24 protein-coding genes and 1 pseudogene are annotated in these 19,925 nt (G+C 32.7%); 5 read left to right on the plus strand and 20 right to left on the minus strand.

The window, feature by feature from the left end; translation table 11 throughout:
- Positions 1-41: 41 nt before the first annotated feature.
- From IGJ02_RS13105 to IGJ02_RS13130, 6 genes are all read right to left on the minus strand, one after another.
- Entirely contained in the window at positions 42-941 is a 900-nt protein-coding gene (locus IGJ02_RS13105) for a WxL domain-containing protein (RefSeq protein WP_430602293.1), read from the minus strand.
- 46 nt (positions 942-987) lie between these two features.
- Complete coding sequence (locus IGJ02_RS13110; protein WP_430602295.1) at positions 988-1,770, minus strand: WxL domain-containing protein; 783 nt, start codon at positions 1,768-1,770, stop codon at positions 988-990.
- 80 nt (positions 1,771-1,850) lie between these two features.
- Entirely contained in the window at positions 1,851-2,150 is a 300-nt protein-coding gene (locus IGJ02_RS13115) for an LPXTG cell wall anchor domain-containing protein (protein ID WP_430602297.1), read from the minus strand.
- Between the two features lie 12 nt (positions 2,151-2,162).
- A complete protein-coding gene (locus IGJ02_RS13120; protein WP_430602298.1) occupies positions 2,163-5,432 on the minus strand; it encodes a hypothetical protein in 3,270 nt (1,089 codons plus the stop codon).
- A gap of 99 nt (positions 5,433-5,531) precedes the next feature.
- Positions 5,532-6,248, minus strand: a complete 717-nt coding sequence (locus IGJ02_RS13125) for a winged helix-turn-helix domain-containing protein (protein ID WP_430602299.1) — start codon at positions 6,246-6,248, stop codon at positions 5,532-5,534.
- A 254-nt stretch (positions 6,249-6,502) separates the two neighbouring features.
- The gene (locus IGJ02_RS13130; protein ID WP_430602300.1) at positions 6,503-7,618 is read right to left on the minus strand and encodes a tyrosine-type recombinase/integrase; all 1,116 of its coding nucleotides are present in this window, start codon (positions 7,616-7,618) and stop codon (positions 6,503-6,505) included.
- Positions 7,619-8,010: 392 nt separating this feature from the next.
- Between IGJ02_RS13130 and IGJ02_RS13135 the strand changes: the two genes are divergently transcribed.
- Positions 8,011-8,766, plus strand: a complete 756-nt coding sequence (locus IGJ02_RS13135; protein WP_430602302.1) for a LytR/AlgR family response regulator transcription factor — start codon at positions 8,011-8,013, stop codon at positions 8,764-8,766.
- A gap of 26 nt (positions 8,767-8,792) precedes the next feature.
- A complete protein-coding gene (locus IGJ02_RS13140; protein ID WP_430602303.1) occupies positions 8,793-10,091 on the plus strand; it encodes a sensor histidine kinase in 1,299 nt (432 codons plus the stop codon).
- Between the two features lie 362 nt (positions 10,092-10,453).
- Here the strand turns inward: IGJ02_RS13140 and IGJ02_RS13145 are convergent, their stop codons facing one another.
- From IGJ02_RS13145 to IGJ02_RS13160, 4 genes are all read right to left on the minus strand, one after another.
- Complete coding sequence (locus IGJ02_RS13145) at positions 10,454-11,095, minus strand: DNA alkylation repair protein (RefSeq protein WP_430602304.1); 642 nt, start codon at positions 11,093-11,095, stop codon at positions 10,454-10,456.
- A gap of 136 nt (positions 11,096-11,231) precedes the next feature.
- Complete coding sequence (locus IGJ02_RS13150) at positions 11,232-11,537, minus strand: bacteriocin immunity protein (RefSeq protein WP_430602306.1); 306 nt, start codon at positions 11,535-11,537, stop codon at positions 11,232-11,234.
- A gap of 535 nt (positions 11,538-12,072) precedes the next feature.
- Positions 12,073-12,675: a protein adenylyltransferase Fic gene (gene fic / locus IGJ02_RS13155; RefSeq protein ID WP_430602307.1), complete on the minus strand. Its 603-nt coding sequence runs from the start codon at positions 12,673-12,675 to the stop codon at positions 12,073-12,075.
- 83 nt (positions 12,676-12,758) lie between these two features.
- Positions 12,759-13,325, minus strand: a complete 567-nt coding sequence (locus IGJ02_RS13160) for a recombinase family protein (RefSeq protein WP_430602308.1) — start codon at positions 13,323-13,325, stop codon at positions 12,759-12,761.
- Between the two features lie 292 nt (positions 13,326-13,617).
- Between IGJ02_RS13160 and IGJ02_RS13165 the strand changes: the two genes are divergently transcribed.
- A complete protein-coding gene (locus IGJ02_RS13165; RefSeq protein WP_430602309.1) occupies positions 13,618-13,845 on the plus strand; it encodes a hypothetical protein in 228 nt (75 codons plus the stop codon).
- A gap of 10 nt (positions 13,846-13,855) precedes the next feature.
- Here IGJ02_RS13165 and IGJ02_RS13170 read toward each other — a convergent pair whose 3' ends face one another.
- The 6 genes and pseudogenes from IGJ02_RS13170 to IGJ02_RS13195 all read right to left on the minus strand — a co-directional run bounded on the left by IGJ02_RS13170 (position 13,856) and on the right by IGJ02_RS13195 (position 15,936).
- Positions 13,856-14,032 carry a hypothetical protein gene (locus IGJ02_RS13170; protein WP_010762739.1) on the minus strand — a complete coding sequence of 59 codons (177 nt, stop codon included), beginning with the start codon at positions 14,030-14,032 and terminating at the stop codon, positions 13,856-13,858.
- A gap of 20 nt (positions 14,033-14,052) precedes the next feature.
- Positions 14,053-14,493 (minus strand): annotated as a pseudogene (locus tag IGJ02_RS13175) (amidase domain-containing protein); the annotation flags it as partial.
- A 24-nt stretch (positions 14,494-14,517) separates the two neighbouring features.
- The gene (locus IGJ02_RS13180; protein ID WP_430602310.1) at positions 14,518-14,700 is read right to left on the minus strand and encodes a hypothetical protein; all 183 of its coding nucleotides are present in this window, start codon (positions 14,698-14,700) and stop codon (positions 14,518-14,520) included.
- Positions 14,697-14,957 (minus strand): hypothetical protein, encoded by a 261-nt coding sequence (locus tag IGJ02_RS13185; RefSeq protein ID WP_010762737.1) that lies wholly within the window; start codon positions 14,955-14,957, stop codon positions 14,697-14,699. The genes IGJ02_RS13180 and IGJ02_RS13185 overlap by 4 nt, the downstream gene beginning before the upstream one ends.
- A 270-nt stretch (positions 14,958-15,227) precedes the next feature.
- The gene (locus tag IGJ02_RS13190) at positions 15,228-15,521 is read right to left on the minus strand and encodes a hypothetical protein (protein ID WP_010762736.1); all 294 of its coding nucleotides are present in this window, start codon (positions 15,519-15,521) and stop codon (positions 15,228-15,230) included.
- 28 nt (positions 15,522-15,549) lie between these two features.
- Positions 15,550-15,936 carry a hypothetical protein gene (locus IGJ02_RS13195; RefSeq protein WP_430602311.1) on the minus strand — a complete coding sequence of 129 codons (387 nt, stop codon included), beginning with the start codon at positions 15,934-15,936 and terminating at the stop codon, positions 15,550-15,552.
- Positions 15,937-16,134: 198 nt separating this feature from the next.
- Here IGJ02_RS13195 and IGJ02_RS13200 point away from each other — a divergent pair, with 198 nt between their 5' ends.
- A complete protein-coding gene (locus IGJ02_RS13200; protein WP_430602312.1) occupies positions 16,135-16,338 on the plus strand; it encodes a hypothetical protein in 204 nt (67 codons plus the stop codon).
- 369 nt (positions 16,339-16,707) lie between these two features.
- On the opposite strand, the gene IGJ02_RS13205 is transcribed toward IGJ02_RS13200, so the two are convergent.
- The 4 genes from IGJ02_RS13205 to IGJ02_RS13220 all read right to left on the minus strand — a co-directional run bounded on the left by IGJ02_RS13205 (position 16,708) and on the right by IGJ02_RS13220 (position 19,354).
- Positions 16,708-17,553, minus strand: coding sequence for a VOC family protein (locus IGJ02_RS13205; protein WP_430602313.1), 846 nt, complete (start codon positions 17,551-17,553; stop codon positions 16,708-16,710).
- A gap of 25 nt (positions 17,554-17,578) precedes the next feature.
- The gene (locus tag IGJ02_RS13210; RefSeq protein WP_010762732.1) at positions 17,579-18,175 is read right to left on the minus strand and encodes a nitroreductase family protein; all 597 of its coding nucleotides are present in this window, start codon (positions 18,173-18,175) and stop codon (positions 17,579-17,581) included.
- A 162-nt stretch (positions 18,176-18,337) separates the two neighbouring features.
- Positions 18,338-18,703: a DUF1304 domain-containing protein gene (locus IGJ02_RS13215; protein ID WP_010762731.1), complete on the minus strand. Its 366-nt coding sequence runs from the start codon at positions 18,701-18,703 to the stop codon at positions 18,338-18,340.
- Positions 18,704-18,715: 12 nt separating this feature from the next.
- Positions 18,716-19,354 carry a nitroreductase family protein gene (locus IGJ02_RS13220; protein ID WP_010762730.1) on the minus strand — a complete coding sequence of 213 codons (639 nt, stop codon included), beginning with the start codon at positions 19,352-19,354 and terminating at the stop codon, positions 18,716-18,718.
- A gap of 114 nt (positions 19,355-19,468) precedes the next feature.
- Between IGJ02_RS13220 and IGJ02_RS13225 the strand changes: the two genes are divergently transcribed.
- Complete coding sequence (locus tag IGJ02_RS13225) at positions 19,469-19,768, plus strand: ArsR/SmtB family transcription factor (protein ID WP_244264856.1); 300 nt, start codon at positions 19,469-19,471, stop codon at positions 19,766-19,768.
- The last annotated feature ends 157 nt before the right edge of the window (positions 19,769-19,925 follow it).

Raw genomic sequence — 19,925 nt, forward strand, 5'->3', positions numbered from 1 at the left:
AGAGCGGGCACTTGCCCGCCCAAACGTAGATTTATCTTTAATTATTCACCAATTGTGACTGCCCATGTTAAGGTTGTTGAATAAGTAACGTCTTTCGTAATTTTTTGAGCTGGTACATGTAATTTCACATCGTTATTATAACGAAAATCTTCAGTTGATGTTGCTGTTTTAGTTGAACTATAATCTGCTTCACCATACTCTTTCTTGAAGACATTTGACGTAATCGTTCCTGTAGTCGCACTTGCTGCGGTTGAGTCTTTACGACCTAATACTTTTAATCCACCGACATCTTTTCCAATAGGAATAGATGCTTTACCTGAGGCATCCATAGTCATCCCCGCTGCAAGATTCGCTACAGCTGTTTCTGACGTTGTTGTCAATGTTTGTCCATAAATATCAATCGTTGTGCCGGCTTTTAATGTTTTGGCATCTGCTCCAGTTCCATTAGTAAATGCTGTATCTTGTTTCACCGTTACATTCCAATTCGTTGTATCTATTCCTGAAATATCCGATACTTGGACAAATTGTGGGATATCATAGGCTGCTGCGTCTTTTGCAGGATCACCTGTTTGTGTATTTTTGTGTGTCCAAGTAGACGGCTTTGTTTCAATGTTTTCTGTCCAAGTAATAGGTTGAACAGAGTTCATCTTCACAGCATAATCTGCATCAATGGTTGAAATTTGATTGATTCCAAAATCAAAAGTCGGTGCATACATTAATCGAACTGCTCCACTTTCTGCAACAGATCCATCTGGTGCTTGACCTCCTGTGACATCTTTAATTGCTTCTAACGTTTGTGGTTTTACAACATGCGTATGCGCATCCTTATCTGTAAATGATGCCTTTCCGTTTGTTGTTGGAGCTGCTGACACAGACATTCCAAATCCACCTAATGCTACTGTACTTACTAATAAACTGCTGATAACTAATTTTTTCATCATTTTTTCTCCTCTTTGTTTCTATATTTTTCTTTAGTATATTTCTTTTTTATGGTGTTACTGCTAACGTCCATGTTAAATTGGCGGTATACTTGTTATTTACCTTTGGTTTATCACTACTCGGAACATACAATTTCACACCATCACTCGTACCTTTTTCAGTAGATTTACTTTCTTCTGTATAGTTATTTTCAAATACTAGGGAAGACATTGAACTATTTGTAAATCCAGCTTTTTTGGAACTGAATACTTCTAACGTTGTAGATCCTACAGGAATTTCTCCATACCCTTCACTTTGGTTAAAACCTATCAAATCTTTCCCTGGCTCTTGTAAACTATTTGTGATTGTTTGACCGTATAAGCGAATTCGTGTGTTCTCTAATGTTTGTTTGTCTTTTCCTTCTCCTGAAGTAAAAACAGCATCTTGGCCAACGCTCACAGACCAAAGCTTATCTGCTCCTGAAACATCTGCAACTTGAAGGAACTGAGGAGAATAATAAGTGGACTTATCTTCTCCCTCACCTTTAGTATACATTCCTTTTTGTATAGGATATTCTTGACTTAAAGCATTCACTTTTACTGTGCCAAAACTAAAGAAGGGAACTGCCGTTACCCCGACACCATCTGTTGTTTCTATAGGTTTACTCAATCCTGGACTGGGTGTTACTGAAGTGTTGGGATCTGTTGGATCTACCACTGATGGAAGCTCCCCTTTTTCAAATTGAATATCCGCTTTTGAGTTTCCTTTTACTGTTTGTGCCAATGTTGTATGGCCAAATAATGTTAGTGCAGCAATACTTAATAGAAAACTACTTAGTATATACTTTTTCATTCTATGTTTCTTCCTTTCTCTCTTTTCATTTATATTGCATAGATAACCTTAGGTTATGCTTAATGCCACTTTTAAGTCTTTCAATGGTTCTTTTGTCGATAATAATAAGTACTTACAATCCCTATTACGAGAAGAAAACCTAGCAATCCAAAGATTGTTGCCATCTCTCCTGTTTCTGGTAACCATGAAGGCGTTCTTCCCACTTGTTTCTCTGAAAATTTAGAGTCACTAGTTTCTGTAGGATCCCCTTCAACAAAGGTCACACCTACTGGTGTTTGTCCATCCGCTGTACTCTCCGAAAATACTGGTGTTGCGGATAGGCCTATCATTAATAGAAAAGCTATGCCAATTAAACAGCTATACTGGACCATTTTTTTCATCTTCATTTCCTCCTATGGACCTGTCGTTAATGACCATGTCAATTCTGCTTGATACGTTCCTTTTTGTACTTTCTTGGATGGAACAAATAATGACCATCCTTTTCCAGTTCTTCCTGTTTTATTTTTTTCATCCAGTTTTAGTGAGAAATCTGTTTTCTTTGGATCTTCTGTTGATTGCGTTGAGGAATGAATCGTAACCCCTTCTGGAGTAATCGTGAGCGGTTCGACCACATTCTTAGGTGTATAATTTAAAAGGGCTTCAGATAACACTTTTGTCATTGGTTGCCCATCTGAACCCACCAACCTAAATGGTGAAGACAGTGCAACCGATATGCTAAAGTTCCCTCTTTGTTTCGCTCTCTTTTCTTCACCTGTTAGAGCGGTATAATTTCTATAATCCCCCACATTCACCACAAAGTCATTGGATGATTCATATTCTAATACTTGATCATTGGGTGAGGTGTAACCTTGTTGGAACGTTAATTCCTCTGAAACATCAACTAAACGAAGGAGTCCTTTAAAAATATAGGTTACTTCATTATTTTCAACCTGAACCTTATAGGTTTCTGGGATAATTTTTTGTTCATAGTTCTTAGAATCCACGAGTACTTTATTCACATCTGTAATTGCTTGTTCTTTTAACAAATCAATTGTTGAGTTGATTTGACGATCTTTTAAAATCACATTGGCATTAATTGATGTCCCATCTTCATCCACAAAACGAATCGTTACATCGGTAAGTTCTTGACCTAGTGTAACAGTAATGCTTGCGGTGGTCGTTTTATTATTAGCAGTATAGCTAATCTGAGCTGGATAATTTCTACTTGTTTCACCATTTGGTAATGGTGAGGGTGTCTCTCTAATCGCGGTTAGCAGCTCCTCATTGACACTTAAATACGTAGTTTTATCTTTATCAGCTAGCATTGGTAGCGTATCTCCAGTCTGTTCTGTTGCCTTGTAGTTGTACACTTTAATATCTGCACCAGGTACTTCTGGCACTGCTGGTGTTTCTCCTTCAGCAGGTGTTTTTGGCGTGTATCCCCACATTTTCACTGCATTTTCATTCTTCGCTTCATGCACAGGACGATAATAATCATTGGCATACATGACGATATTATTTTCTTTATCTACAACAGTATTTTTATCTGTCACAAACACCCATATACGATTAGAAACCTTGATTGCGTCCGCCCCTTTGTATTCAATATCTAGAGGGTAGACCCCAACTTTTTTTGTCTCTTGAATTGCTTTTAGCTGATCTGGCATCGGAAAGGTTACTTTTGAACTGAGGAATGGGGTCTCCTTTGTCGCATCTTCATCTAAAAACTCATCTTCCAAATTCCCGTTCCAAGCCTTTGTTTTAGCCTTGATTTTAACTGCCTTTTCTGTCAAGGTGGAAACATCTGTCAGTGGCAAAGAAAAGTTATTAGCATCTAAAAAATAGTTGTCTTTTTCTTTTGTTTTACCTGTTTTTGCATTAATGATACGAGAGGTCGCTGTTGCTTGTTTTTGACTATCAGTAACAAAATAGGTTACCCGTTGCGGCCCTGTGTTGTCTTCGTCAAATCCTAACGATTTCCAGTCTATTGGTAATGTGATATCTTTTGGATTACGATTAAGTCTTTTTTGAAATTCTTGTTCTGATATTGGATTTAATGATTTATTAATATCATGTTCATCATAAACTCTAATAGCTTGCTTCCCACCATCTTTACTTAATAGAATACTTTCTTTTATCGATGATTCTTCATTCTTAAATATATCTAAATTAAGAGATATACTACTGGGAGACTCAATGATAGGGGAATAATCTGGAATTGTTCTTAATACGCCTAAAAATACGGCATTACTATCCTGACCAACCCACTCATCAATAAAATTACCTTTTTTTATAGTATTTCCAATAGTTAAAAATTTTTCATTATATAATCCTACTATATCTAAAAAGTCAAGCGGAACATTAGATGGTATATTTGATACGGATAATATATTTAGTTCTACATCCATTACTCCTGCAATAGTCGCCTCTTTTATGTTATTGTTGGGTAATATAGGTACATACCCTATAAAAGATATTTCATTTCCTTTCTTAAAAAATTTAAGAGAAGTTCCCGCTTCAAACGATCTTATTACTGTAAAAGTATTTGTTGCAATAGAATATTTGACTATTTTATAGAATTCATTGGCTAACGTATATTGATAATATACTTCTTTGTCTGAACTTAATTCAGCAATTATCTGAAAATGTGTATTTTTTCCTTTAATTAAACCAAATCTATTTTTTATCTGTCTAGGTAAATCTCCATTTTTTTCATCCCAAATGATAGCCTCCTCACCATTGCCTAAAAAGCCTTTATCTGAGTATGTAAATGTTCCACCTACACTTCCATCAGATAAACTATGTAATCTATTTACCCCAAATTCAATTCTTCCTGTAGTTATTTTGGATGAACCAAAATCAGAAAGTGCAGGAATCTGAAAGCGATCCTTAGGTTTACCATCTAGTCCGTTTAGCGCTGCATCTTTATTTGATGCTGACACCGGTCCAACTGAACCATATCCAGATCCATTTGTATATCCAACACCCCAACCTGATGCTATACCTTTAGATAAAACTTTAAAATCAGCTAAATTATAGTATACATATTTTTTTACATAACCATTATTTGTCCCATTTCCTTGCGAATAATATACAATACCTTTCCCATCACTTAACTCAATATTTGTTACATTTGATATAAACCACGTTGAAGGACTTTGTAAATTTTTATTTACAGGTTGCCAATCTGATCCATATACTGATAAATCAGCTAAAGAAAATTTACTGATATAATTCCCGTTACTATCTACTTTAACTAGTAAAATTGTTCCATTAGTAGGACTATTACTGATAGAAACTTGTATAATATATTCTTCTTTATTAGGAACTTGTATAAATTTCCCTTCAAAACTATCTTTAAAATTAGGAATAGAATTATATCCAATAAACTTTGTTTCTTTTTTAAAGTTTGTTACAATATCCTCATTTTGCACAAAACCATCAAATTGACTATTATTGATGAGATCTTCTTCTACTAACTTAGTAGCATCATTTGGTAGTTCAAAAGAATAGTCTGGACCCTCCTCAGGTACATTAGGATCCTTCTTATCAATAATAATTGGTGTGCCGCTCGGCTTAGCACTAATAGAAGTAGATTGAATACTAACCCATAATATTCCTAACAAACTAAGTATTCCTAAACTGCAAACCATACTCCTATATATTAATTTCTTGTTTCTCATTTTTTCCTCCTTACAGCTCTTTATCACCGATGGAATAATAGTCATCTCAAACTAAATATATCTGTCGCTTATAGATTCATCTAAACGATACTTAGTACCTTAATTTCTTATTTCCAAGTCAACTAATCGATAACCAATTGACCTTACTGTTTTTATATAACTGTCTTTTTCATTTTCATCCAGTTTATTTCTAAGATGAAGCACCAGATTCGCTATTCGATAATTATTACTTGAATTTAGTTGATTCCACACTTGTTTATGAATTTCTTGGTATGAAAATGCCCTCGTAGGATCACTTATAAGTAAGGCCAATAGTTTATACTCCTTTTTGGTTAGCTCTATTTCCTTTTCTTTCCCAATTGATTTCACTAGCACACTTTGACTTCCCATTCTCATTTCTAAGTAACTTCTGTCCTTATTTCTTTTATGGCTTAAAATAATTTTCTTTGATTTTCCTTCTTTAAAACGAGAAAAAGTATTTCGGACAGTTAAGGCAACCTCTTCCGGAAACCATTTGCCATCTAATATGGCATCAACTCCTATTTGAAGATAAACTTGATCATTAATGTAGCATCGTTGATTCGATAATATCCAAATAAATGAACTTGCTTGTTCTTTGATTGAAAAAATAATTGAACAAAGATAACTGATGTCTTCTGGACTATTTTCTTCCAAAATAATGATTTCTGACTCTTTCAACTGATTCAAATCTATCTCTTTGGGAAATATTTGAATCATACTATTTTCACGCGTAAAAGCCTCTTCTATAGATTTTTTCATAGTGATAGACGAAGATACCAAACTAATTTTATGCATGTGACTTATCCTTTCAACTTTTATTAAATTAATTATGACTAGTCCTTTGAATTTGATAGTTTCAAGCAATCAATAATTCATATTTCTTTATTGATTGCAACTTATTACGTATAATGTCAGTAATACTATATGTGTTCTACCTAATTTTTTTTCTCAGAATTATCCATTCTAAGTTAAGGAAGACTTATCCTTTTTCTAACAGCAATAATGTTAACGTTGACGATTTTTTTGACGGTTTATGTTTATCACAGTAACTATTCTGCCAGATTTAACTGAGCATCAATAACAGACATTGCCTGTTCACGAGTCTCCCACAATGATCCAGCATAGGTATCTAAAGTCAGTTTGATTGATTGGTGACCTAATAAATGACTAAGAGTTGCAATATCAATACCATTTTCAATGCAACGTGTCGCAAATGTATGCCTCAGTGCATGGAAATGAATGCCTGTGATTTCTGCTTGTTTGATTGCTCGTCTAAAATGATAATTGATTAAACGAGGCTCAGCATATGAATTATGATTGTTGATAACAAAGCTGCCTTGTGTGGCTTCCTTTTTTTGTGATAGGTAGGTATATAGGTTTTGTGCTATTGGGATTTTCCTTAGGGATTGTTTTGATTTTGGTAAATCAAATAAAATCTCCGTTTTTGCTGTTTTTCCAGTGACAGATATCCGTTGTACAGTTCGAACGACATGAATAATTCGATTATCTAAATCTATATCAGCCCAGGTTAATCCGCTGATTTCTCCAATTCGTAATCCTGTATATAAGGCGATAATAATAGGAGAACATTCTTTCTTTTGAAGTTCTATGCTTTCTAATTTTTTTTGTTGCTCAAGTGAAAGAATTGTTATAGCTTTCTTTTTAATAGGAGGAAAGACAACTCCATCAAAAGGATTCTCAACCAATGCTTTTTCTACAACTGCTTTCGTTAACGCACCTTTAAAAATCGTTAATGTGTTGTGAATGGTTGTTGTACTCAGTCCTTTATCTCCTAAGTAAAAAAGAAGCTCCAGGATATCTTTCTTTTGAAGTAGGCTTAGTTTTTTATGTCCAATATATGGAACGATATGATTATTTAATTTGGTTTTGTAAGAAGCAAATGTTGATTTTTTTACCTGTCCGATCACTAAATGATCTAACCAATAATTTAACCATTCTGTCGTTGTTCCTGAAAATAGTTTTGAATAAGCTTTTTGACTACTATACTGAGCTTTAATCTGCTCTAATTTCAGTTTTACTTCCATATACTTCTTTCCGTAAACAGAACCATAAACAAGTTTTCCTTGTGAATCTCTAGCCTTTCGATAGCGTCCTTCCCAACGACCATCTTTTCGTTGATAAATATTTTCTCCTTTTCTAGGCATAGTGACTCACTCCTTTCAATTAAAATTGACCACCACAATGACGGGTATTACAGAAGAACAACCTATTTTTTCATTAAAAATCCTAAAAAAAGGTAATGAATTTCTTCATTTAATATAGACTTCTTTTTTTAATTATGTTATATTTCTTATGTTGTCGGATTTATTTTTTAAAAATTGATAAAAATGAGAAATATTACCTATCTTAGAATGGATAATTCTAAGAAAATAATGCTATGTATTATTGTTTGTTTCAACACAGTTAGTATATGAAATTAAAAAAATACATGACTCAGATTAGAACGTTTCCAAATTAATTTGGTGCGTTTTTTCTTTATTTTTGTGTTTATTTTCGTAAAATTGTACACTATTAGAAAGAAAATGAGGTGAATTTTATGGATTTAATGATCCGCACTTACATCATCGAAGACAATTTTATCTTTCGTGAAAAAATAAAAGAACTAATTCAACAATTACCCGTATCTGACAACTATTTTTCTTTAGAAGCTATTTCGATAGAAAAATTAGATGTCTTTTATTCCAGTTTGTCGGAAGCTACTCATAAAATACAAGATACAGATATTTATTTAGTTGACATTGATTTACAGTCATACTATTCAGGGATTGATCTTGCAAAAAAAATTAGAGAACAAAACAAAGACTGTTTTATTCTCTTTCTTACCAACCTTGAGGATAAGGCCCTTGAAATCATTAACAAAGACATTCAACCAAAATCCTATATTATTAAAGGGACTAATTTAGATATTCAAGAAGTTGAAAGTATTTTTTTACCCATTAAAATAGAAATAATTAATCGTATTCAAAATAAAGATAACTATATGTCTTTCAAAAAATTTGGTGAAGTAGTCTATATAAAATATACTGACATTCTTTATATATCTTCTATTTCTACTATGCGTAATACTTTAGTAGTACATACCAAAGATTCTGAACAGATGGTAGAGGGAACAATTCATAAACTGAAAAAGATAATTGATAAACCCTACCTTTATACTGGATTAAAATCATTGATCATCAATCGAAATCACTTAGCATCTATCCAACGTTCAGTTGGTCTAATTACGTTTGATAATGGTTCTGAATTAGAAGTTGGAATAAGTATCATTGACAAACTAAACAAATTTTTATAGCTATTTATTAGATGAGGTGAAAAGATATGGAAGTTCATTTAGTGGCAATACTGTTCTCTTTTAACTATTTCCAAATGTGTTTGATTATAGGATATAAAAGATATTTAAGTTATAGGCAAACTATTTTCTTGTCTACTTATTTATTTATACAAGTACTTATAGCTCTCCTTGTCGGGGGAGAAATTGGTTTAAGAGTTTTTATACCTTTTGCAATAATAGAATCGATATTCATCCTTCGATTCACAAAAAGCTGGACATTAATCGCTTTGTATTATCTTTTACAAAACTCACTGATGCTTATCTCTTGGCTCGTAACATGGGATTTTACCTATTTTTTTCATGAAACAGGACTAATGAGTGATACATCCTTTGCCATTTTAAAGCCAATTTCTATTGTTGCTCAACAGCTTCTGCTATTTTCATTATTGATTCTTATGAGGAAGATAAGTACTAACTATGAAATTTTCAATTCTATTTCTCAGCTCAAAAAGAAATATATTTTTCAATCTATTTTTAGTGTAGTGTTACTTCTTACGTTAAATTTGGTGAGACAGATTAGCATAAGACATATTAATTTGACTGTATTTTTCCAATTAACTTTTCTTTTACTCTTTTTTACAAGTACTTTTAGTTATATTGTTTACATCATAAGTCGGTTTTATCAACAGCAGCAACAAATATTTCTACTTTCAAAAAAAATGGCACAAGAATCTCAAAAAATTAGTTTAGCAAATGAATTTAGACATGATTATCGAAATATTTTATTCAGTTTAGATGTGTACCTTGAAAAAGAGCAATTTGATCAAGCGCGTAACTACCTTTCTACTATTATTGACTATTCCAAAGACCTTACTGAAACAAATCATTACACCCAAATTTCAAAAATAAATATTCCGCCCATACAAGGATTACTCTTAAATTTTTTTGAAAAATGCTCTAAAGAAAATGTACCTGTCCATTTTTTTGTGGATCAATTAATTTCTGATTTTGATATAACTATCCACTTAGTTGATTTTATTCGTTGTTTATCTATTTTATTAGATAATGCATTTGAAGCGTCTATCAATACAGAAAAACCACTAATAAGCTTACATTTTGAAAATAGATCTACTGGTATTTATATAGAAGTAAAAAATAAGTCTAATGGTCCAATTTTGATTGAAAAAGCCTTGAAAAATAATTTCACAACAAAAAAAGGACACCAGGGTAACGGTCTCCCTATTTTAATCAAACTATTAAAGCAGTATCCAAAAACAACCTACTCATTTCAATGGAAAAATAATTTTGTTATCGCTAGCTTTTCTTTACCTGAAAAAAGGCAATGATTATACTGTTTCAAAAAAGTGTATCACTTATTGAGAATAATTTTTTGATTTTCTCCTTTGATATTTCAATGTCCTGCAAACGCTTATCTATACTTTTAAAACTCTGTTTTAAGCGCTCGCTTGTTTTGATTATTTCATCAAATTCATTATTTACACAATAAGGTGCTCATCCTCTCTTAATCTATCCATAACCTACCAATCGAATTTTATTGTAGACTAGTATATTTTTATGAACCTACCTCTATATACTTATAATAGCGGCTCTATACTTTCTGATGTTGGTGAGAAATCATCGGCATCTTTTTTAATGCAAAAAAATAGAAAAGACACCCTGATATCCTTTAGAATTAAGTCGACTAAAACTATTCAAAATTGTTATTAAGAAAATGTCCTAAATGTTTATTTTTGAAAATAATTTTTTCTATTTGAAGCTCTTCCTTACTAGCTTGCCATAACGATAATTCCTCCATAATTTTTTCAGGATATTTTTTACTGATATCTCTTAGTGCATTGCCGCATGATTTTCTAACATATTCACTATCATCATTTCTAAGTGTTGCCAGCAAATGAATAGCCCTATCAGGATTATCTTTAAAATAAGGACGATTCGTCCAAATTCTCAACCCTTCTGAAACAGCTCTTCTAGTATTACTATTTTCAGAGTTTAACCATTCTTTTATCGTCACTAGGGCTTCTTCATAGCCTATTTCTTTACAAAAATGATCAAAGGCCATCCCTAAAATTTCTTGCACTCGCCAATTGTCATCTTTTGAAACATTATTTTTCAAGAAATCTAATACCGCATTCCTTTTTGGTGCAAGCTTTCCAAACAGAAAAACAGCGACCATTCGTATTTGATAAATTTCAGACGAGTATAACATAAATGCTAAATCTTCTAATTCCTTCTCTGTTAGCTTTTTTTCAAGTGAATCAGCTAAGTGTTCCATTGGTTTGAACCCATTGGTAATTTTCGCGATTTTTTTCAACTCTTCTTCTAAAATCATTTTATGCTCCTTTCACTTTTTCTGATTATATTGACGTCAAAATCAGTTTAACTATATCTTCTGACCGTTTGCTTGTATTTATTATATTCACTACATTTAAAGTCCTTCTGATTAATTTTGGGAATTCCATTGAATATTAATCAAATTGAGAGACACTGCCTAAGTATCCTCTATAATTATTATTTACACCAGAAGTTTTAGCTATTTGACTCATTTCCATTATCAATTGATTCTGTTTTTCAGTAAAGGTTATCTTTTCAGTTAAATTTTTGAAATAGATATAGTTGATAAGCCTAGATATCAAAAAATCATCATTCGTTTCTTTGTCCAACTTTTTATAGACTTTTAACAACACTTCTTTTAGTTCTAAATAACTTTTCCCTTGTTTGTCGCCTATGGTATTATACAATTCATGGACCAATTTTTTAGCTTTCTTATTCATTCTAAACCTCCTAGATTATTTTTTGGAAGCTTTTAGTCTAAAACACATTCAACACCTTATTAACTGATTCTTTTAAATGCAAATTTCAGTTAGTTCATTTAGAGTCCTTGAATGTCTGTTGTCACAGTATTTATTCAATCATTTTTTTAATTTACAAACTACAGATTAATTTCTTTTTGATTATAGATATGCACAAACGAGAAGGTTGGGACAAACACTTCTCAAAAATCGTTCTTTATCATACAGTGATTTACTTGTTTTACTTTGACTATCAATTACTAATAAAGCTTTTCTCAAATTATTTTTCTTACTATTAATCGTTTTTAGGAATCACTTTTTTCTTTTTGCCAATAATGCTAATGTTTTTACACCCACTGTAAATGTTCCTAATAGAGCATACACAACATAATAGAACCAACTAACAGATAACAGTTTAATAAATATAAAAAGCAATACAATTACTACTATCCACGGTACAACCTTATCATTCAATCATCCTTTCTGATCGTTTTTGACTGACCAAAGAGTTATTTCATCATAAATCTTCTATATTGTATTCAGTGTATCCCTCATAATAATAGCTAACATCGATACCTTTCATGTATACTTCTCGATCATTTACTAAAGAGATCAAAGATTTCTTTAGTAAATGAGCTATCTCCAAATCGTTTACAGGGCTACGTTCCATAGCAGAAAGATAATCTTCTTTATTAATCAAGTTCCAATCAACAACTTTTTTGAGTTCTTTCTTAAGGATCAAATCTAACCATATTCTTGTACTACGACCATTCCTCTCACGGAAAGGATGAGCGATATTCATCTCAACGTATTTTGCGATAATTTCATCAATAGTCGATTGTGACATTTGATCAATTTGATGTAGAGAAACTTCTAAATACATAACTGGTGCAAATCTAAAGTTTCCTTTAGCAATATTGGCGGTTCTAATTTTCCCTGCAAATTCATATATATCCGAAAATAGGTACCTATGAATATCTGCTAGTCCATTGTATGTTCCCACTTCCAACTTATTTATATCACCAGTATCGTATAATTTCTTTGCGTTTGACTTACTTATTTTTTCTTCAACTCTTGCAAGTTCAACTTGATTTGTAATACCTAACTTATTACTTAACATGTCTAATCTCCTATTCCTCAATCTTTCTATTTTGTGAAAAAACTACCCAAAGTAAATAGCACAAACGCTCTTAGAGCCTCTCTCTAATTACTGTATTTTCTTTTTTCAAGGTATCTATACAAAGTAGAAGAAGAAATTCCTGTCATTTCATGTATTTCTTTTCCTGAATACTGTTTTGTATCATATAGACTAATAGCTTGCTGAATTTTTTTATCTGACACTTTGGGACGTCCACCAACACGTCCTCTTGCTCTTGCACTTTTAAGTCCTTCTCTAGTACGCTCAACTATCAAGTCCCTCTCAAATTCTGCAAAAGCTTGAAATACAGTTAACATCACTTTACCCTGTGGTGTTGACGTATCAAATTTTTCTTTGTCACTGATCACTTGTACGTTCTTCTCAGAAAAGAAATCAACTAATTCCAAAAGATCTTTGGTACTACGTCCGAGTCTGCTCCAACTTTCTACCACTACAGTATCACCTTCTCGAACAGATTCTTTTAATTTGTCTAGTTGCGGTCGACTTGCTTTTGTCCCATTAATTTTTTCAGTCAAAATCTCATCACAATTGTATTTTTCTAAAATATCAAGTTGCCGATTTAGTTCTTGAGACTTTGTACTTACTCGTGTATAACCATAAGTGTATTTCATGTCATCACTCCCACTAAAATTACATCATAAACGGGAGTTATTGACACATTGAATATGTTGTAAGTTTTGGGAAGGTAAATTAAAATATTAAAGGATAAATGGGAATTATCCTTCTTGACCTAAAAATGACTGTTTTTGGGAAACCTATGTTGAAAAAATCTGGCACAATCAGTTTGCGTCAGAATTATTCTAATACTATAGTCTTTTAAAACAAGGTAATATTTAATAAACATATCGATATATATAAACGATCATATGGTACGATATAAAAAAATGAAAGGGGTTTATTATTATGAAGAAATTTAAAGGTATGTTTTATTTTGTTGCTTTGTCACTTGTTTTGCTTGCACCAATTATTCCCACCGAAAACAACACTGTGGAGGCTGCAGCTGGTGTTACCTATGGCTATAAATGTAAAAGCTGCGGTTTTCATGTTATTGGTAACAAAACCATAGCTCAAAGACACGCGAACGCTTACAGGCATAGTTTAACTACTTATGTTTACTCGATGATTGCATAATAAATGTATATTATTTCGAAGAAGGAGAAATAACATCTCCTTCTTTTTGTGTGTCTTGAGGTAAGACTAAGTCTGATTTGTCAATAGTACTATCTGTTACTTTATTATTTAAATTCTTGCACCCGGAAGCGCTCACTATAACTACGCACAAAGACAAAAACAATATTGTTTTTTGTTTAAATTTCATTTTAATCCTTCTTTCTCGTATCATTTACTTAAAGTTAAGTTTAATCCTAAAATGATTTCTTTACTATCTTTATAAAGTGATGATGGCGATAGTGAGCCTGAAAATAATTTAGTTCTAATATCGGAACTTAGAACAATTAAATCTTTTTTATAGTCCTCGGAATAGTCTTTAAGAACTCTATCAGAGATCTCTTGATAAAAAGTTAAAATTACAGGTCTACCTACAGTCAAAAACTCTTTATACTCATTTTCGACTACAGCTTTTGAATATCTTCGTACACTACGCCCTTTTACTTCCCAGTATTGTCTGAACACATCTGTATTTATCCAAGCAGCAGAATATTTTAATCCTTGACTAGTTCTTTTACTTGATCGGTCAATATAACCTAGATAACCTGTTACTCCACCTTTAGCTCCTCTAGTTCTAAGTGCTTGTGAAGCGAAATTTGTACAATCTCCACCTCCATAATTAGTGACATGGTTATTTTACCAGACTCTACAAGGTGGAATTATTGGCACACTATTTTCTTGTTCAGAAGCTGTTTGTGAAGCCTCTAAGTTTTCTTCATCAACAATTTCTTTAACATCAGCTAACGTCATATCAGACGACTCTTCAATCGTTGAGACTTCCCCTTCTTCCGCAGGAAGTTTTTCTAAATATATTATCATATTTTGTTTAATTTAGTTAGCTCCTGTTCACTTGAACTAGTTAATTGATCATATAGATAGTCGGAAAAATCTTTAGAATGAAGTAAGTAGTTTAACCCTCGCTCTCTTAAATATGTCACTAAAACATCTTCAATTTCACCAAGTGTCATATCCATACCATAATCAACTTCACTAACAACCTCATTCGCGTAAACTACGTTTGCTCCAAATCTGATTGAACAACAAATTGCTAACTCTAAAATAAATTTTTTATACATTAATTTTCCTTATATTTATTATCAGTACAATTTGTACTATAAATAATAATAAGTGAATAGAAACAGCATTGAAATCTATTTTTAATTATTAGTTATATTTAAAGCGTTAAAAGAAATAATAACTTTCATTAGGACTTTATATTTAAGAAAACCTGACTCAACGTGCTTGTGTCAGATTCTCTTTTCACTTCAATTTTTCAAAATTTGATTATAGTTTGTAAAACTCCAGTTAATTATTTAAAACAACACCTAGTTTTTTTCACTTAAACATCATTTGTAGTAAGCAGTGTATCTTTTTTTATTTTCATACTTTGTTACAACGTATAGTTTCATTGATTTTCCTTTTTCTGAAATCTCTTCTGGTATTTCTTTATAATTTGTATAGTCCTTAGTAAAATATTCGCTTGAATCTCCATCAAAAATTTCTTCTGAGCTCAAAAATATCATACCACTTGGCGTTGTACTATCAATAGATTTTGATGTTTCTTTATTATTATTTTGTGTACAACCATAAAGTGTAGTTAAACTAATCAAAAGAAAAAGTACATACAATCTATTTTTCATGGTACACCTCCACTAAGTTGTAAGAATATTAGCCTAAGTATGCTGCAACTGTTCCAGAAAATCTAGCATAGTAGACAGTACAAGAACCGTTGTTTTGACTCCAAGCACTTTCTCGATATAAAGTTCCTGTAAATGGCGTTGTATATTCTGGTTCTTTTTTAGAATAATACATTGGTCCAGCAAAAATACCTGTTCCATTGTTTTGAACGACTTTAATATTACGATAAACCATATGGCCAACAGCGCGACTTTGTAACAATTCATTTTGAAGTGTGTAGTCTTCTGACTCCAGAATTACTTCAATTCCTTCAATCACATTCCCTTTATCATCATTTACAATGATTTCCCCATCTCTCATGTTACTGATATCCGCTGCATAAGAATCATTTGATAACAATACTACACCAATAGACATAAACATTACACTAGTAACAACATACAAAACTTTTTTAAAACTAAACATCTCCTTTGTTAATTTATTTTATGTATTTATAATAGCATGCACGACAATCATTGTATACGCCTCTTTAAATTATATTCATCATAATGTATAACTTTATTTTAACAAGAATTTGTGATATAAAATTATAAAAAAAAAACAGGAGGTCATGATATGAATAACGACTACAATTCTCCAGCACCAACACCAGAACCAGCAAATAAAAATGCCACACCCGTTCAAATTCAAAAAGAAAACAATGATTTTTTTTTTTTAGATAAAAGCAATGATCTTGAAGTAATATTTCCTAAAAAACATCAGTTATTGATAAGAAAGAGAAAGAAAAAAGAAAATTATAAGTGTTCTGGGTCAGAGTAAAATAGCTCTGACCTTATTTTCATTTAAAATTTACGACACAAAAGTAATCTCGTAGCAGCTGTATGAGATCACTTTTGACTATACTATAATGTTACATTGAAAGGATAATTCTATCCTTTCCAATTGATTTATAAATATATGGGTTTTGAAGTATTTTCAATACCTAGTTAAACGTACCCACTTTTTTCGCAAGTCAGTTCGTATGTCCTGAAAATATTCAGGCACAATTTTTAGTTCATGAACCATTAAAATTCTCCTTCCCATAAACCGTCATTTTTAATATCTCCCCCTTATCCCTAAACAAACAAATCACTACTTTACAAAATCAAAAAAAAAGCCAACCTCCTTTAAGAAGTTGACTTATCCAACTCAATACCCAAACTTAATCTGCATCCCGTTTGGATCTTGAATCGTAATTTGTTCATTTTCATTCACATACTCCACAGCGGCTTCATCAAGCTGCTTAACAAACAACTCAAATACCTCTTTAGACGGCAACTGAAATGTATACCAAGCCAACCCCAACTGATTTTCACCAATCAAGTCTGCATTTCGGCTATTCCAAGTATTCGTCCCAATATGATGATGATATTCCCCTGCCGCAAAAAATTTAGCTCTACTGCCAAAATTAGACTTCAAGGAAAAACCAAGCGGTTCATAAAACTTCTCTGTTTCTTCTAAATCCGCGACTTGTAAATGTACATGACCGATTCTTGAGCCTGGTGCCATACCTAACCACGTTCCATCCGCTTCTGAGACAACGCCATCTCCATCCAACTCTTCCGTCACACCAATGATTTCTCCGTCTGCTCGAATATCCCATTCAGACATCGGTTTATCCCAATAGATTTCGATACCATTACCTTCTGGATCCGTTAGATAGATAGCTTCGCTGTAACCATGATCAGCAGCGCCAATTTCAATTTTGTTTTGCATCAGCCATAACAAGGTATTGCCTAAATCTTTACGAGTAGGTAAGAGAAACGCTGTGTGATACAAGCCTGTTGTATTGTATTTCACGACAGGATCAACAAGTTCTTCCAAAATTAGGATTGCTTCAGAAGACTGTTGTGCACCTAAGAAAGCTGTATTTTCTTCTTTTTTTAGTAAGACAAGTCCAATCATTTGTGTATAAAATTCTGTCATTTCATCCAGATTCTCTACTTTTAATTTTACTTGTTTTGCGATTGTTTCTTTAGGTAATGTATACACCATACATTTCTCCTCCATTTGCTCGTTATTAGTTAAATTCTAGGAAACGTGCGCTATCTTCCATGTATTCTTTTTCGCCAGCTTCTGCTTCGATTGAACCGAAAACAAGTTGTGCTCTTAATTTCCATTGGCTTGGAATAGACCATTCTTTCGCAACTGCTTCATCGATTACTGGGTTGTAATGTTGTAAGTTTGCACCAATGTTTTCTTGAGCCAAAGCAGTCCAAACATTTGCTTGTGTTAAACCACTTGCTTGCTCTGACCAAACTGGGAAGTTATCTGCATATAAGGCAAATTGTTCTTGTAAGTTTTTAACAATATCCATATCTTCAAAGAAAAGCAATGTGCCATATCCTGCTGCAAAGCTTTGTAATTTCGCTTGTGTATTTGGGAAAGCTTCTGCAGGTGTTAAAGGTTTCAATGCTTCTTCTGTCATTGACCATAATTTTTTGTGTGCGTCGCCGAATAAGAAAACCACACGTTGTGTTTGTGAGTTAAAAGATGTTGGACTTTCTCTAACGATCTCTTTCACTAAAGCTGTGATTTCTTCTTGTGATTGTGGTAAGTTATCTCCTAAAGAGTAGATTGAACGGCGTTTTTTTAATGCTTGAATAAATTCTGTCATGTGTATTGCTCCTTTTCGATTCGAATTAGTTTTTAGATTACTTTCTTAGTATATCGTCTTACTAAAAGTAAGTAAAGAGATTTGACTTACTTTTTATAAGTTTTTTTTGAAAGTAAAAAAAAGCCCGAGACAAGGAGGTTCTTGTCTCAAACTTTTCTCTCTTTATCTAAAAATAAATAACATTACTAACGTAATAATTGCTGGCAACCCTTGTTTTATCAAAATTGATTTGGATGAAGTCAGTCCACCATACACGGCAGCAACAACTACACAAATGATGAAAAATGTTACCACACTCCAACTATTTGCTGCAAAAAAAGCACCCCATAAAATTCCTGTAGCTAAAAAGCCGTTATATAGTCCTTGATTTTTGAATAGCGTTTGAACTCTTGGATCATCCAAAAATTCTTTATCCAAACCAAAGCTACGTTGTGCTGCAGGAGATGCCGTTTGAAACATTTCTAAATATAAAATGTAATAATGTTCAACTGCAACGATCACAGCTAAAACTAAAGGAACAATATGCATGGTCTTCTCCTCCTATTTCCACGTTGTGATATCAGCTGCTGGTAATCGATATGAAGGGTATCCCTCTTCATTTGCTTTACCAATTGAAACGATCATCACTGGATAATAACGTTCTTTATCCATGTCTAGCGCTTCAGCAATTTTTTCTCGTTCAAAGCCGCCGATAGGATTGGTATCATAACCATAAGCACGAGCAACTAACATTAAATTCATTGCAGCTAAGGCTCCGTCGATAATGGCCATTTCTTTTTTATCTTCTGTGGGCATATGCTCAAACAAAGGACTCAGTGCTTCTAATTGACGCTCTTTCACTTCTGGAGGCATTAGGTTTTGTTCAACAGCCGTACCGTAAATTTTTTCAGCATGTTCAAAGCTATTTAAATCACCAAAAATCACGATCATCGCAGCAGACGTTTCATTTTGTAATTTATTAAAACGAACAAGAGGTGCTAACGCTGCTTTTCCTTCATCACTTTCGACAACTGTAAAGCGCCAAGGTTGCATATTCACTGAAGATGGTGCTTTAACAGTATCGTTGATGATTTGCTCCATCTCTTCACGACTAATTTTAACTGTTGGATCGTAATTGCGAATCGATCTTCTGCCTTTCATGATCGTGTCAAAATTATTTTCTTTATATGTGTTTTCCATAATATCCCTCATCTTTCTTTTCGTTCGATTATTTTCGAACATTAAAAATATATCACTACCTAAGCAATATGTAAAGTAGAATGTTTATGTTATAATCTGTTTATGAAAAATAAAATGACCGATAACAACAACGACCCTGTTCTTCAAGCGTTGCAAGCAGTCAGCGATCCCATTCGTTTGAATATCCTTACTTGCTTATTACTTGATGGTGAAAAACGGATTACTTCAGAAAAATACAATATTGTAAAATCCACCTTATCTCACCACATAAAATTGCTTAAGGACGCTCAACTGATTCAAGAAATCAAAATTGGGACAACTAAGACATATGTTTTAAATCAAGACCACATCCAACGAGAATTGCCTGGATTAATAGAACTGATCCGCTTTAGAGCGGGAAAAACAAACGAATAGGAGCGTGGGACAAAACTAAAGAACAGTTTTGTTTCGCGCTCTAAGTCCGAATAAACGGCGAGAAAAAAGCAGCTCCTTCGTAAATAAGCTGAAATTCACAAAAATTTGAAAAAGCAATTTTCGTGAATTCCCTCTTATTTCTCGGAGCTAAACGCTT

The sequence above is a fragment of the Enterococcus sp. DIV0724b genome, from assembly GCF_050531475.1.
GTDB lineage: Bacteria > Bacillota > Bacilli > Lactobacillales > Enterococcaceae > Enterococcus_L > Enterococcus_L haemoperoxidus.